Consider the following 13,332-nt stretch of genomic DNA (forward strand, 5'->3'; position numbering starts at 1 on the left):
GTGGGACAGTATGCGAGTGACTCCTGACGCAGCGCACCCTGACGGCTCGACCGACGCGGGTGCAGCGACCGCCGAGAAGCGCAAGGGTTCGTTCCTGCGCGAGGTCGCGATCATCGTCGTGAGCGCTCTCGTGCTCTCGTGGGTCATCAAGTCGTTCTTCGTCCAGGCCTTCTTCATCCCCAGCTCGTCGATGGAGGACACGCTCGTCGAGGGCGACCGCATCCTCGTGTCCAAGATGGTCCCCGGGGTCTTCGACGTCCACCGTGGCGACGTCGTGGTCTTCAAGGACCCGGGTACCTGGCTCGCCGGGACGCCTCAGCCGCAGCGCAACGCCTTCCAGCAGGGCGTCACGGACGTGCTGACCTTCGTCGGGCTGCTCCCGCAGGACTCGGGCGAGCACCTCGTCAAGCGTGTGATCGGGGTCGAGGGCGACCACGTCACCTGCTGCGACTCCGAGGGTCGTGTCGCGGTCAACGGGCAGTCGATCGACGAGCCGTACATCAAGCCGGGCTCCGCGCCGTCGCTGCTCGAGTTCGACCAGACGGTCCCCGAGGGCTTCCTGTGGGTCATGGGTGACAACCGTGCCCACTCGAGCGACTCCCGCTACAACGCCGGCAGCCCCGGCGGCGGGTTCGTCCCCGTCGACAACGTCGTCGGCACGGCCTTCGTCAAGGTCTGGCCCTTCGACCACCTCGGCTGGCTGCGCAACCCCGGAGAGACCTTCGAGGACGTCCCGGCACCGTGAGCACGCGCACCGCAGTCCCACCGGTCTTCGCCGACCTCGCGGTCGAGTCGACGCTGCTCGCCTCCGGGACGGCGCGGCTCGCCGGGATGGACGAGGTCGGCCGCGGAGCTCTCGCTGGTCCTGTGAGCGTGGGTGTGTGCGTGGTGGACCGGGTGACAGGGCCCTGCCCTGTCGGCCTCACCGACTCCAAGGTGCTGACAGCCCGGGCTCGTACCGAGTACCTGCCGCTCATCGACGAGTGGGCCGTCGCCACGGCTGTCGGGTCCGCGAGCGCCGCGGAGATCGACGCGATGGGCATCATCCGTGCCCTGCGCCTCGCCGGTCAGCGTGCCCTCGTCGCGGTCTCCGAGATCTCGGGTCCCGTCGACCTCGTGCTGCTCGACGGCTCGCACGACTGGTTGACCGAGCCCGAGCCGGACCTCTTGACGATGCTCGAGGGGGAGGAGGTCGCCGCACCTGCGGGGTATCTGCCTCCGACAGTCCACACGCGGGTCAAGGCCGACCTCTCGTGCGCGTCGGTCGCCGCGGCGAGCGTCGTCGCCAAGTGCGAACGCGACGCGGCGATGGTCCAGCTGGCGAAGGAGCACCCGCACTACGGCTGGATCGGGAACAAGGGCTACGGCTCCGCCCAGCACGTCGCAGCACTGTCGGAGCACGGCCCGAGCCCGTTCCACAGGGTCAGCTGGCGTCTCCCAGGGGTGGCTGCGGCGGCGGGCGCCGCCCCGGATGGTCCATGATGGTCCAGTGAGTGCTGAGGACCTGGAGAACTACGAGACCGACATGGAGCTCGCGCTGTACCGCGAGTACCGCGACGTGGTGCGGCTCTTCGCCTACGTCGTGGAGACCGAACGGCGGTTCTACCTCGCCAACAGCGTCGACCTGCAGGTGCGGTCCGCTGCCGGAGAGGTGTACTTCGAGCTGAGGCTCAACGACGCCTGGGTGTGGGACGTGTACCGCTCGAAGCGGTTCGTGAAGTCTGTGCGCGTGGTGACGTTCAAGGACGTCAACGTCGAAGAGCTGGCCCAGGCAGAGCTCGACCTGTAGCGGACGGATGCCGGGGCGTCGTCGGGTCCGGCGGCGGACCCGGGACCGACCGGGTCGTCTGGACCGATGGTCGTCGGCGTCGGCGTCGGCGTCCTGCGCGACACCCGATGGTTGGACGACGTCCGTGAAGGGCGAGGTGTCCGGTATGCTTCTTTCGTGCGTGATGCTCACGCCGGTCGTGCCGCCCGTCCTGACGCGGGGCGCGGACCGTCGGCCTGGAGCTCGCCAGCGCACCCTGCGGCGGCGACTGTGCCGGGCAGGTTCGCCTGCGATCTGCACCCAGAGGGAACCATGGCTCATCTCGGACGTCTTGCCCAGTCCCACCTCGAGGCGGCACGTGCTGCCGACCATGGCCGCAGTGCCGAGCTCTTGCTGCACGACGGGCCGTTGCGGCAGACGCTCATCGCCCTCGCGGCGGGGACCGAGCTCGCGGAGCACAACTCGCCGAACGCTGCGAGCCTGCAGGTGCTCCTCGGTCGCGTGCGCGTCACGGGCGGGCAGGCTGAGGCCATGGCGGCTGGGGAGATCGCGGTGCTGACCCACCTGCGGCACGCAGTGCTGGCCGAAGAAGACTCCGTCTTCCTGCTGACGACAGTCACGGGTGTCGAACCGTCTGATCAGCCTCTCCGGGCGCGATGATCTTGCGGCCTCTTCGGGCGCGATGACGCTGCTGCCTCGCCGCGCGCGATGACGCGGCTGCGTCGCCGGGCGGGTCGCGGCGGGGGTGGTGCCTCGGCCCGCAGGCCTGCTCTGGTGGCGGGGGTGGGCCTGCGGTGGTCGGAGCGTCCGACGTCACCCGTGGGCTCCGTCGCCCCTGCTGAGCTCGAGCCTGCACGCCCCAGGGTCGGAGAACGGGAAGAGCTCGGCGCTCACGTCGTCGGCTCTGTCAGCGTCGAGCACCCCCTGCACGATGCCGAGGTGCACGGCGCAGACCACGTCGGGGTAGGCCTGGGCTGTGGTCAGCAGCGGGCAGCGGGTGAGCAGGGTGGTCGACGGCTGCCCGCCGGGTTGCGGCGCGAAGCCGAGCTGAGCGAGCAGCGTGACCACGTGCCTGCGCGGGTCCGCGTCGTGCTCGGGTGCTGGCGGCGACCTGCGCACGAGGTCGCGACCCCACTCGGCGCCCGCGACCGCGGCATCGCGGTCCGGTGTGCTGCTCGTGCGCCGGATCGTCGAGGCCAGCGCTGCAGCGAGACCTGTGTACTCCGAGCTCACCAGAGCATGCTCAGCGCCCGTCGCGACGTAGGTCGCGGCTGGTCTTCCGCGTCCGTCCGGCACGCTGCTGCCGCGGACGGCCAGGCCGGCGTCGACGAGGGCCGCGAGGTGCTCCCGGACCGTGTTGACGTGCAGGCCTGTGGCGCCGCCCAGGGCGACGAGGGTGGTCGGCTGCGACTGCGACCTGAGCGCGGCCAGCAGCGCTCGTCGAGACGTCGACATCGCTGATGTCGACATCGCTGCCTCGGGCACGGGTGCTGGGCCCAGGCCGTCGTGAGGAAGAGTCTTCGCGGTCCGATCAATATCCACGGAGATCAGTGTAAGAATATATGACTGACGCCGCCAGTCTCCGGGGGATCTCGGACGGGCAGTCGCGGCCCGCAGCTGGAGGTATCCCGTGAACGAGGTCCTGATCACCGTGGACGAGGCCGAGCGCGACCCCTCTCGGAGGCTCCGGCCGGCCGAGGTCTGCTGGCCCGCCGGGTTCGTCGCGAGCCACGCCGAGCCTGGCCTCTCGGCCTGGCACCTCAGCCTCGTCCCTCCTGTCGCGGTCTGACCCGCGGACGCCTCTGTGAGATCTCGCTGGCACCTCCGGGTGAATGCCCTCGTCCTCGGATGGCTGGTCGCCGCTGCGCTGGTCGCCCTCGTGCACAGCGGTGTCCCGGAGGCTCGGTGGATTGTCGTGCACACGCTGCTCCTGGGGGCCGTCAGCACAGCCATCCTCATCTGGAGCGCGCACTTCGCCGAGGCAGTGAGGCGACGGGCGCTGCGCGGTGGGCACCGCGACCAGGCGATCCGGCTCGTCACGCACACCGTCGGTGCGACGACGACGGTCGTCGGTACGGTCGTCGGCAGCCTGGCCGTGGTCGTGGCAGGCGCTGTGCTCGTGGGGCTCGTCGCCGTCTGGCACGGCGTCGTCCTGTGGGACCAGAGCCGTCGCGCGCTGACATCGATGCTGGGGTGGACGACCTGGTTCTTCGTCGTCGCCGCTGCGAGCCTGCCGGTCGGGATCGCCCTCGGTGTCCTGCTGGGCCGGGCGTCAGGGGAGGCCCACTCCCGCCTCTACGTCGCCCACGTGGGGGCGATGCTGCTCGGATGGGTCGGCCTGACGGTCGTGGGGACCCTCGTGACCCTCTGGCCGACGATGCTCAGGGTCCGGATGCAGCCCGGCGGCGCGCGCCCGGCCCGCCAGGGGTTCGTCGCCCTGGTGCTCGGTCTCGTCCTGGTGGTGACAGGCGCCGTGCTCGGTCTGCGGTGGCTCGCAGCGGTCGGTCTCGGTGCCTATCTCGCGGGGCTCGTCCGCAGCGCCGTGCCGCTGGTCGACGAGGCCAGGCGGCGCAGGCCCGGCTCCTTCGCGACCCGGTCGGTGGCCGCAGCGTCGCTGTGGTGGTGCGGTTCTGTCCTCGCGTGGCTGGTCGTGCTGGTCTTCGCAGCAGGATGGCCCGAGGTCGAGGTGCGGGTGGGGGAACTGCTCGCCCTCGTCGTCGTGGGTTTCGCGGTCCAGGTGCTCCTCGGCGCGTCGAGCTATCTCGTCCCCATGATCTTGGGCGGAGGTCCCGCTGTGGTCAGGGTCACCAACGCCGTCGCCGACAGCTGGGGGACCGTGAGGCTCGTCCTGGTCAACGGCGGCCTCGCCCTGAGCCTGCTCCCCGGTCCGCGTCTGCTCGTGGTCTCAGCATCGGCAGTCGTCGTGGCCGCGCTGGTCTGGACACCTGTCCTCCTCGTCCGTGTCGCGGTCCTCGCCCGACGGGCGCGGCGGCAGCCGACCGTCTCGATCGTGACGTCTAGCGGTCTTCCCGGCCTGGGCGGTGCTGTGCGTGTCCCCTCGAGGCTCCGGGGGCAGCGCGGGCAGGTCCTCGCGGCTGGTGCCGTCCTGACGCTCGTCGTCGTGGTGGGGATCGCGGCAGACCCTGAGCGGCTCGGCGCCGGAGCGGCTGCCACTGGTGTGCCACCCACCGGCGCTGTGGTCCAGGTCGCGGTCGAGCTCGGCGACATGCGGTTCGAGCCGTCGTCGGTCGACGTCCGGGCCGGTGACGAGCTGGTCCTCGTCGTGACCAACACCGACGACAGCGTCCACGACCTCGTCCTCGAGACGGGGGCGAGCTCGGGGCGGCTCGCGCCGCAGGAGTCCGCGCGCGTCGAGGTCGGGGTCGTCGGAGACGACCTGTCGGGATGGTGCTCCGTCGCCGGTCACCGGCAGATGGGCATGGTCTTCGACGTGCGCGTCGTGGGGGCTGACAGCTCCGGCGGGGCGACCGGCGGAGCGCAGACCCTAGGACTGCGACCCGCGCAGGGCGGGTTCGTCGAGCTGGTCCCGGCCGAGGCCGGGCACTACCCCTTCGTCTCGCTCCGCATGGTCGACGCCGAGCGCGGAGCGCACGGGATCCTCGAGGTCGCCGGGTGACGAGACGACCGTCCTGCCGGTCCACGTCCTGCCGGGCACGGCAGGAGAAAGAGGACCCGGACTGAACCAGAGAGGAGAGCAGAGCGCAGATCTGAGCGTATTTCCGAGGTCCGTGCCTCGAGTGCCAAGAACGCCTACCCGCGAGGTCTGCGGAGGTGGCACCGAGGCCTGGCCCACCCTCGATCACCGTGATCGAGGTCCATCGAGAGACGACGAGAGAGCTGAGACAGATGACGTATGTGATCGGCGAACCCTGCATCGATGTCCTGGACAGGGCGTGTGTCGAAGAATGTCCCGTCGACTGCATCTACGAGGGTGAACGGTCCCTCTACATCAACCCGTCAGAGTGCATCGACTGCGGGGCCTGCGAGCCCGTCTGCCCGGTCGAGGCGATCTTCTACGAAGACGACCTGCCGCCGGACCTGGAGCCCTTCCTGGCTGACAACGCGGACTTCTTCGCCGTCACCCTCGACGGGAGGAGCGGACCGTTGGAGAACCCGGGCGGCGCGGCCGCCCTCGGTGTGGTCGGTGCGGACACCGAGCTCGTCGCGAGCTTCCCCGCTCGCGTCCCACCAGGCGCAGGAGAGTCCGCGTGACGTGTGCGCGGCAGTGCGTCGGGGACGTCTCGTGCTGAGGCGCTCCCCGAGTCCCAGTGCGAGCAGGGGTGGGGCGACGGCTGGGGTGCGGCCTGACCTCTGACGTCCCTCCAGGCGCGGAGCGCCCAGAGAGTCTCGCCCCCGCGCGGCGGGGGCGAGACCGTCTCGGTCCACAGGTCATGCCGGAGCGGCGACCGAGTACCTGCCCGCCGTGCGCAGCGCTCGGTCGACCACGTCAGCGTCGAGCACGACGTCGTCCGTGTGCTTGAGGATGATGCGAGCACCGGTGCCTGTGAGCTCAGCGGAGAAGCCCCCGACGCCGGCAAGTGCGTACATCGCGGCACGGACCCTGAGCACGTCGCGGTGGGTCGTCATCCCCGCGACGGGGAAGATCGTGCTCATCACCTCGTCGCCTCCTGGTTCAGATCACGCCGTTGAAGGCCTGCATGGCGCCATCTTCACGAGTGCCTCCGCGGCCGTCACCGTAGTCGGCGTAGTCGCGGATCCACTCGACGGACCTGACCCACTTGACCATCTTGTAGCCGTGGTTCGACTCCACCCGCAGTCGAAGCGGTGCGCCGAGGTGGATGTCCAGGGGACGGTCGTTGCGCTCGTAGGCAAGGATCGTGTCGGCCTCTGCGACCATCTTGAGGTCGAGGACGGTGTAGAACGGCTCCCGCGGTCGGTGGTCCCACATCTCCTGGGCGAGGCCGTGCGAGGTGATCATCACGTACCTCGCACCCTCAGGGCGTGGGCCGAGGAGGTCGAGGACCTCCGCCAGTCGCACCCCCGTCCATCGGGAGGTCGCCGACCAGCCCTGCATGCACGTGTGGACCGCGATGTACTCCGTCTTCGGCATCGCCTTGAGGTCGTCGAGCGACACCGTGACGGAGCTGCCGTCGAGGGTGCTGCCGATCTCGAGGCGCCAGTCCGACCATCCGCCGTCCCGGAGCGCCAGCCACTCGGGCGACTCGTCCTGCGTGGGTGGCAGCCCGTTCGTCCAGTGGAACTCGGACAGGTCCTTCTCGGTGTACACGGTCTGGTCCTGCATCCGTGGCCGCATCCATCCGAGCCCGAACCTGCGTGCCGGCTCGGTCAGTGCGACGAGGATCTTCTGGGTGCGCGGGCGATCGAGGAGCGACGCGTAGCTCAGCCCGATCCAGAAGGCGAAGACCACCACGATCGTGAGGATCGCGATCGTGAAGGCCTGGGCGTACCTGGCGGTGTCTGTGACCCCGAAGATCATGTGCGGCAGGTTGTACTCGGCGTGGACGAGGAAGACCAGGCCGACGTGCATGACGATGAACAGCGTCATGAGGACCATCGCGATGAAGTGCAGCGACCGTGCGCCCTGGTGCCCGCCGAGGAGCTTCACGAACCGCGGGAACCTCGACCTGACCGCTGGTGCCATCGCCAGCCCCGTGACGATGAGCAGAGGAGCCAGCACGAAGAGGACGCCCGTGTACGCGAGCATCTGGAGCGCGTCGTAGGGCTGGAAGTGCTCGATGCCCGGCGTGCCGAGCCCCGCGTAGATCTTCAGGGAGGCCCAGGCCTCGGGGAAGACCGACCATTCGGTCGGGACGATCCGTCGCCAGAGGCCTGTGCCGAAGAGCAGGGCGACGTAGACGATCCCGTTGAGCATCCACAGCATCACGCCGAGCCCGTGGAAGTGGCGTGCCAGTCCGATGTTCTTGCGACCGGGGAGCGTGAAGACCGGGCTCGCGCTCCGCTCGTCCATCAGCGAGGTGTACACGCCTTCTTCTTGAGGCAGCTCACGGCGGGTGAACTTCAGCCACTCGGTGCCGGGCTTGCTGTCGTTGCGCCACCACAGCCTAGGCAGCGAGGTGAGCATCTCCCACCCGCTGCGCAGAAGGATGCCGATCAGCACGAAGTTGATCAGGTGAGTGGCTTGCAGCCACAGGGGAAAGTTCGGGTCGTCCACTGCTCTCTCCGTTGCTCAGGGCTGCTCGGCGACCCGGCAGATGATGCGCCTGGGCCGACGTCCAGCGATGCTCGTGAGACCCCCGCGCCCGCGATGGAGCCGGTGATCTTCAGGATGTCGACCGCGTCGTGGCGCTGCGTGCTCTGAGGTGGCCGAGGATGCCGTCCGGCGCCTGTGCCGTCACGGACCCCTCAGCCGGGGGATCGTCCCGCTGCCCCGTCCGTCTCGTCCTCGAGGCAGACCGGCCAAGAATGCTCGTCAACCAGATGAACGTATCGAGGCGTCTGCCTGCGGTACATGATCCAGATCACGTACTGCTCGATGGTGGTCGGAGGAGGCGGGGACGACCAGGTTCGCGAGGCCGGAGATCCTGGTCGTCCCTGCTGCGCTGGTCAGGACTGCGTCGTCGACGCCTCGAAGTCCGTGATCTCGACGAGTCTCGTGGCGTAGCTGCTCGCTGGGTCGTGCCTCAGGTCGAGCCAGAGGTCGACGAGCGAGACGGCTGCGGCTGCGGCGATGACGTCCTGCCCCATGCACAGCACCTGGGCGTCGTAGTTCTCGACAGAACCTCGTACCGTCGTCAGGTCGTGGGCTGTCGCCGCGCGGACACCCGGTACCTTGCTCGCGGCGATCGCGGTCCCTACCCCGGTCCCGCAGACCAGGATCCCGCGGTCGGCGCGCCCCTCGGCGATCGCCTTCCCTGCGGCGAAGGACACGGCTGGATAGGTTGAGTCCGCCCGGGACACGTCGACGACCTCGCCGACCCGGTGGTCTGCTCCGAGGTAGGCCTTCAGGGTGTCTCGCAGTGCTGCCCCGTTGGCTGGGGCTCCGATCACGATGCGCATGTCTGTCGTCTCCTGTCGTCGGTGTTCCTGCGTCGAGTGCTGGGCTTCGTCCTGCGGTGCCGCGTGACCGGCTCTCACCCCTCTGCGATCTCGGCGAGCCGGCCCCTGTCGAGGACGGACGTCCAGTGGCGGCCCGTGCCGATGATCCCGTCGTCGCGGAGCAGGCTCATCACCCGGCTCACGGTCTCCGCGCTCAGCCCCGTCGATGCCGCCATCTCGACCCGGGTGAGGGAGGGCGCGAGGACGAGCGCACCGTCCTGCTCGGTCCCGAACTTGTCGGCGAGCAGCATCAGGACCGCCGCGACGCGCTGCTGAGGGTTGTCCGCAGACAGCCGGCGGATCGTCTGACGCGTCTGCTCCACGCGGTGGAGGGCTTCCTCGAGGGCGGCCCGTGCGAGCCCGGGCCGCCGGTCCATCATCTCGACGAGCCTGTCGGCAGGGATAGTCAAGACCTGTGTCCTGGCCATCGCCTGGGCACTGTCTGGGTACAGGAGGTGGCCCAGCAGACCCGGTCCTCCGAAGCTGTCTCCGGGGCCGAGGATGTCTGTGACCACATCCCGCCCGTGGGTCGAGGTCCGGACCAACCTCACGGCACCCGAGACCACGCAGAAGAGGTGGTCTGCCGGGATGCCGACACCGTAGACGAGCTCTCCGGGCCGGTATCGGCGCGATCGGACGAACGGTTCGACGGCCCGGATGTCTCCAGGTGCTGCCTTCGCGAGCCACGGCATGCGGCTCAGGATCTCCAGACGCCTGCCGAGCGAGCGGTCACGGCCTGACCCTGGTGCTGCAGGTGGGGTGAGAAGGAGTGTCTCCCGGGTGGTCATCGTGCCCTCCGTGTCTCGGCGCGCGTCTAGAGCCTCAGAGCCACTGCGCGCGGCCAGCCCGAGCCAGGGCTCTGGGCCCAGCGCGAATGCCAGCCATCTCATCTTTGAGTCAAAAGTGACTATAGGGCTTTCTGTAGGCTTATGACAGTGCTCCACATCTGCGTCCTCCTCCGCCGTCCGTCCACAGATGGTGATCGTGACCCGTCGTCCACAGGTCGACAGTGTCTCGTCGCCTGGGTGACGGTCTCCGGCGCATGGTCTGTCTCGGAGGTACGACATGGACGTGGACAGGACAGACCGGGCTGCAGTGGGCCGCTACGGCGAAGATCTCGCGGCGCAGATGCTCGTCGCTGCGGGATGGGTGGTCGTCGAGCGCAACTGGCGAGGCACCCGTGGCGAGATCGACATCGTGGCCCTCGAGGGGCGTGAGCTGGTGGTCGTCGAGGTGAAGACCCGCACGGGTCTCGGGTACGGCCATCCAGCCGAGGCGGTGACGCCAGTCAAGCTCGCCAGGCTGCGTCGTCTGGCGGGGGAGTGGCTGGCCGGGCGGGTCGTCCAGACCCTCGCCGAGCGGCCGCTCTCGGTGCGGATCGACGTCGTCGCGGTCCTGCTGGTGCGTGACGAGCCCGCGCGGCTCGAGCACCTGGTCGGGGTCGTCTGATGGGGCTCGGGGTGACGCTCGCAGTCTGCCTCGTCGGGATGACGGGGCATCTCGTCGAGGTCGAGGCCCATCTCGCAGCGTCGGTGCCGGGCTTCACGCTCGTCGGCCTGCCCGACACCTCCTTGGCCGAGTCGCGTGACCGCGTGCGCGCCGCCGTCGCCTCGACGGGTCTTGTGCTGCCCCAGCGGAAGGTGACGGTCAACCTGTCACCTGCCTCGCTGCCGAAGTCCGGGTCGGGCTACGACCTCGCGATCGCCGTGGCGATGCTCGCGGGGGCGGGTCTCGTCCGCCACGAGGGCCTGGCCCGGACCGTCCACCTCGGTGAGCTCGGGCTCGACGGACGGGTCCACCCGGTCCGTGGGGTCCTGCCCGCAGTCGCGGCGGCAGCGGCGGCGGGTGTCACCCGGGTGGTCGTCCCAGCGGCGAACGCCGCCGAGGCAGGTCTGGTGCCGGGCATGGAGGTCTACGGTGCGCACAGGCTCGCAGAGGTCGTCGCACGCTACGGGGCGGACGTCGTCGTCCCGCCCGACGTCGGGGTCCGGCCGGGAGGTCTCGTCACGGCTCAGGTCAGGACCGACCTCGGCGACCTGAGCGACGTGGTGGGGCAGGCGTCCGCCCGTGCCGCGCTCGAGGTCGCCGCCGCCGGTGGGCACCACCTCCTCATGGTCGGACCGCCGGGCACCGGCAAGACGATGCTGGCTCAGCGGCTGCCGGGCCTGCTCCCGGCGCTCACGGAGTCGGAGGCGATCGAGGTGACCTCTGTGCACTCTGTGGCGGGGACCTTCGACGCGTCCCGAGGCCTGCTGGACAGGCCGCCCTTCGAAGACCCCCACCACACCGCGACGCCGGCAGCCGTGGTGGGCGGTGGCAGCGGCACACCCAGACCAGGTGCAGCCTCGAGGGCGCACCGCGGCATCTTGTTCATGGACGAGGCACCTGAGTTCTCCCCACGGGTCCTGCAGACGCTCCGGCAGCCTCTCGAGCACGGTGAGCTCGTGATCCAGCGGGCGGCTGGGAGCGCACGGTATCCCGCCAGGTTCCAGCTCGTCCTCGCCGCGAACCCCTGCCCGTGCGGGCTGTCCATCGGGAAGGGGCTCGAGTGCTCCTGCACGCCGATGGCCCGGCGGCGGTATTTCGCGAGGCTGTCCGGCCCCTTGCTCGACAGGGTCGACCTGCAGGTGGAGGTGCACCCCGTGACCCGGCTCGATGCGATGGACGAGACGGTCCGCGAGGGGACGGACGTCGTGGCGCGGCGGGTGCTCCAGGCGCGTGAGGCTGCTCGTGAGCGGCTGCGCCCCGCGGGGTGGACCACGAACAGCGAGGTGCCGGGTACCTGGTTGCGAGACAAGATCGGGAACGGGCGCGTGCTCCTCCGGGATCTCGACGCGGCGCTCGACAGGGGGACGCTGAGCCTGCGGGGCGCCGACAGGGTGCTGCGGGTCGCGTGGACGCTGGCTGACCTCGCCGGCCGTCTGAGCCCCGAGCCTGACGACATCGGACGTGCCCTGATGCTCCGGACGCGGGGGCACGGGCTGTGAGCGCGGGGAGCAGCGCGGGGGTGGGGAGTGCCGACGACGAGGAGCGGCTGGCGCGGGCGGCCTGGAGCCGGATCGCCGAGCCGGCGGACAGCACCGCCGGGGCGCTGGTGCGTGCGGTGGGGCCCGTCGACGCCCTCCGGTGGGTGGAGAGCCTGGCAGTCGGCGGGCCGACCTGGTCGCCTGCTGGAGAGGTCTCGACCACTCGGGCCTCGCTGACCAGGGCGACTGTGGCCCAGGGCCAGCCACCCCCGTCCGCGGCCCCGGTGACGCCGGCCGGACGGGGCGAGGTCGGCCCGACCGTGAGAGTGGGTGCCGCCCTCGCGGGACCGGCAGGGTCAGCAGCACCAGCTCCGACCGGCACTCGTCATCAGCAGGGTGGAGCGACTGGTCAGCCGTCGCGGGACGACGTGCTCGGGTCCCCAGCATCGGTGCGACGCGGGGTCGTCGGTCTGTGCGAGGTCCTCGGCGTCGACGACCCGGCCGCGCAGCGACGGCTGTTGTCGGCAGCCGGGCGGTGGGCGCTGCGCGTGGGCCGGGTCCACCCGGAGGTCGACCTCACGAACCTCGGACGGCTCGGTGGACGTCTGGTCGTCCCGGGTGACCGCGAGTGGCCGGTGCAGATCGACGACCTGGGTGACGAGACGCCCTTCTGCCTCTGGGTACGGGGAACGGTCAGGGTCGACGAGGCGCTCGCGGAGGCGGTCTCGATCGTCGGCGCGCGGGCCAGCACCGACTACGGCGAGCGGATCGCGGCAGAGATGGCTGCGGGTCTTGTCGACGCTCGCCGCGGCACGGTCTCCGGAGGTGCGTACGGGATCGATGCAGCGGTGCACAGGGCGACGCTCGCCGTGGGCGGGGTGACCGTCGCCGTCCTGGCAGGCGGTGTCGACCGCCTCTACCCAGCGGGGAACACAGCCCTCTTGCGGGCAGTCGTCGACCGGGGCGGTCTGCTGCTGAGCGAGGTGCCGCCCGGCGCGGTCCCGAGCCGGGTGAGGTTCCTCAGGCGTAACCGGCTGATCGCAGCGGCCGGGCGCTCGACCGTCGTCGTCGAGGCGGCGTGGCGGTCAGGGTCGCTGGTGACGGCTCGGCTCGCCGCCGGGCTCGGTCGACCCGTCGGAGCCGTCCCTGGCCCCGTCACCTCGGCTGCCTCGGCTGGGTCCCACCGCCTGATGCGGGAGGGTGTCGCCGTGTGCGTGACGGACGTCGCAGAGGTCCTCGAGCTCACAGGTGCGGCGGGTGACGGGGTAGCCGAGCTCGCAGAGCAGGAGGCGCGTCGGGACGAGAGCGGTGCTCGTCCCGACGACGGTCTCGACGACGGTGCCATCGCGACGCTCGACGCCCTCCCTGTCCGCAGGCCCGCGACGGTCGAGGCGCTGGCGCGGTCCTCGGGGCTGGCACCCCACGAGGTCATGTCTGCCCTGGGGGTCCTCGAGCTCAGAGGGCAGGCTGCCCGGAGCGAGGCGGGCTGGAGGCGCGCGGGCCGTGGTCGATGACTGCGCGGCGACCAGGAGCGACCGG

At 70.5% G+C, this 13,332-nt stretch carries 15 protein-coding genes; 10 read left to right on the forward strand and 5 right to left on the reverse strand.

Translation table 11 applies throughout. The annotated features are described in order from the left end of the window. The first annotated feature begins 10 nt into the window (after nucleotides 1–10). From lepB to ASG53_RS06580, 4 genes are all read left to right on the forward strand, one after another. Nucleotides 11–745, forward strand: coding sequence for a signal peptidase I (gene lepB, locus ASG53_RS06565; RefSeq protein WP_056129952.1), 735 nt, complete (start codon nucleotides 11–13; stop codon nucleotides 743–745). Next, nucleotides 742–1,482: a ribonuclease HII gene (locus ASG53_RS06570; RefSeq protein ID WP_056129955.1), complete on the forward strand. Its 741-nt coding sequence runs from the start codon at nucleotides 742–744 to the stop codon at nucleotides 1,480–1,482. The genes lepB and ASG53_RS06570 overlap by 4 nt, the downstream gene beginning before the upstream one ends. 7 nt (nucleotides 1,483–1,489) lie before the next feature. Then, nucleotides 1,490–1,789, forward strand: a complete 300-nt coding sequence (locus tag ASG53_RS06575) for a DUF2469 domain-containing protein (RefSeq protein WP_056129958.1) — start codon at nucleotides 1,490–1,492, stop codon at nucleotides 1,787–1,789. A 291-nt stretch (nucleotides 1,790–2,080) separates the two neighbouring features. After that, a complete protein-coding gene (locus tag ASG53_RS06580; protein WP_056130864.1) occupies nucleotides 2,081–2,428 on the forward strand; it encodes a hypothetical protein in 348 nt (115 codons plus the stop codon). Nucleotides 2,429–2,581: 153 nt separating this feature from the next. Here ASG53_RS06580 and ASG53_RS06585 read toward each other — a convergent pair whose 3' ends face one another. After that, entirely contained in the window at nucleotides 2,582–3,310 is a 729-nt protein-coding gene (locus ASG53_RS06585; protein ID WP_200945452.1) for a helix-turn-helix transcriptional regulator, read from the reverse strand. Nucleotides 3,311–3,398: 88 nt separating this feature from the next. Between ASG53_RS06585 and ASG53_RS19810 the strand changes: the two genes are divergently transcribed. From ASG53_RS19810 to fdxA, 3 genes are all read left to right on the forward strand, one after another. Beyond that, nucleotides 3,399–3,557: a hypothetical protein gene (locus ASG53_RS19810; protein WP_156382681.1), complete on the forward strand. Its 159-nt coding sequence runs from the start codon at nucleotides 3,399–3,401 to the stop codon at nucleotides 3,555–3,557. 39 nt (nucleotides 3,558–3,596) lie between these two features. Then, nucleotides 3,597–5,405: a cupredoxin domain-containing protein gene (locus tag ASG53_RS06590; RefSeq protein WP_056129964.1), complete on the forward strand. Its 1,809-nt coding sequence runs from the start codon at nucleotides 3,597–3,599 to the stop codon at nucleotides 5,403–5,405. Between the two features lie 230 nt (nucleotides 5,406–5,635). Then, nucleotides 5,636–6,001 (forward strand): ferredoxin, encoded by a 366-nt coding sequence (gene fdxA, locus ASG53_RS06595; protein WP_056129969.1) that lies wholly within the window; start codon nucleotides 5,636–5,638, stop codon nucleotides 5,999–6,001. A 177-nt stretch (nucleotides 6,002–6,178) separates the two neighbouring features. Here the strand turns inward: fdxA and ASG53_RS06600 are convergent, their stop codons facing one another. The 4 genes from ASG53_RS06600 to ASG53_RS06615 form a co-directional block, all read right to left on the reverse strand. Then, entirely contained in the window at nucleotides 6,179–6,403 is a 225-nt protein-coding gene (locus ASG53_RS06600; protein WP_056129972.1) for a hypothetical protein, read from the reverse strand. Nucleotides 6,404–6,422: 19 nt separating this feature from the next. Further along, nucleotides 6,423–7,943, reverse strand: coding sequence for a molybdopterin-dependent oxidoreductase (locus ASG53_RS06605; protein ID WP_056129974.1), 1,521 nt, complete (start codon nucleotides 7,941–7,943; stop codon nucleotides 6,423–6,425). Between the two features lie 392 nt (nucleotides 7,944–8,335). Next, a complete protein-coding gene (locus ASG53_RS06610) occupies nucleotides 8,336–8,788 on the reverse strand; it encodes an RpiB/LacA/LacB family sugar-phosphate isomerase (protein ID WP_056129986.1) in 453 nt (150 codons plus the stop codon). A 74-nt stretch (nucleotides 8,789–8,862) separates the two neighbouring features. Then, entirely contained in the window at nucleotides 8,863–9,615 is a 753-nt protein-coding gene (locus tag ASG53_RS06615) for a Crp/Fnr family transcriptional regulator (RefSeq protein WP_056129989.1), read from the reverse strand. A 277-nt stretch (nucleotides 9,616–9,892) separates the two neighbouring features. On the opposite strand from ASG53_RS06615, the gene ASG53_RS06620 reads away from it, so the two are divergent. From ASG53_RS06620 to dprA, 3 genes are all read left to right on the forward strand, one after another. Further along, nucleotides 9,893–10,276, forward strand: coding sequence for a YraN family protein (locus tag ASG53_RS06620; protein ID WP_056129992.1), 384 nt, complete (start codon nucleotides 9,893–9,895; stop codon nucleotides 10,274–10,276). After that, nucleotides 10,276–11,814, forward strand: a complete 1,539-nt coding sequence (locus ASG53_RS06625) for a YifB family Mg chelatase-like AAA ATPase (protein WP_056129995.1) — start codon at nucleotides 10,276–10,278, stop codon at nucleotides 11,812–11,814. The genes ASG53_RS06620 and ASG53_RS06625 overlap by 1 nt, the downstream gene beginning before the upstream one ends. Before the next feature lie 428 nt (nucleotides 11,815–12,242). Next, nucleotides 12,243–13,307, forward strand: a complete 1,065-nt coding sequence (dprA, locus tag ASG53_RS06630) for a DNA-processing protein DprA (protein WP_235533852.1) — start codon at nucleotides 12,243–12,245, stop codon at nucleotides 13,305–13,307. Nucleotides 13,308–13,332: the final 25 nt, after the last annotated feature.

The organism is Sanguibacter sp. Leaf3, from assembly GCF_001425965.1.
GTDB lineage: Bacteria > Actinomycetota > Actinomycetes > Actinomycetales > Cellulomonadaceae > Sanguibacter > Sanguibacter inulinus.

What these genes read in the sequence shown, in the direction of transcription:
- ASG53_RS06580 (WP_056130864.1), top strand. Translation starts at nt 2,081, where the DNA reads ATGGCTCATCTCGGACGTCTTGCCCAGTCCCACCTCGAGGCGGCACGT.
- ASG53_RS06620 (WP_056129992.1), top strand. Translation starts at nt 9,893, where the DNA reads ATGGACGTGGACAGGACAGACCGGGCTGCAGTGGGCCGCTACGGCGAA.
- ASG53_RS06600 (WP_056129972.1), bottom strand. Translation starts at nt 6,403, where the DNA reads ATGAGCACGATCTTCCCCGTCGCGGGGATGACGACCCACCGCGACGTG.
- ASG53_RS06610 (WP_056129986.1), bottom strand. Translation starts at nt 8,788, where the DNA reads ATGCGCATCGTGATCGGAGCCCCAGCCAACGGGGCAGCACTGCGAGAC.
- ASG53_RS06625 (WP_056129995.1), top strand. Translation starts at nt 10,276, where the DNA reads ATGGGGCTCGGGGTGACGCTCGCAGTCTGCCTCGTCGGGATGACGGGG.
- ASG53_RS06615 (WP_056129989.1), bottom strand. Translation starts at nt 9,615, where the DNA reads ATGACCACCCGGGAGACACTCCTTCTCACCCCACCTGCAGCACCAGGG.
- lepB (WP_056129952.1), top strand. Translation starts at nt 11, where the DNA reads ATGCGAGTGACTCCTGACGCAGCGCACCCTGACGGCTCGACCGACGCG.
- fdxA (WP_056129969.1), top strand. Translation starts at nt 5,636, where the DNA reads ATGACGTATGTGATCGGCGAACCCTGCATCGATGTCCTGGACAGGGCG.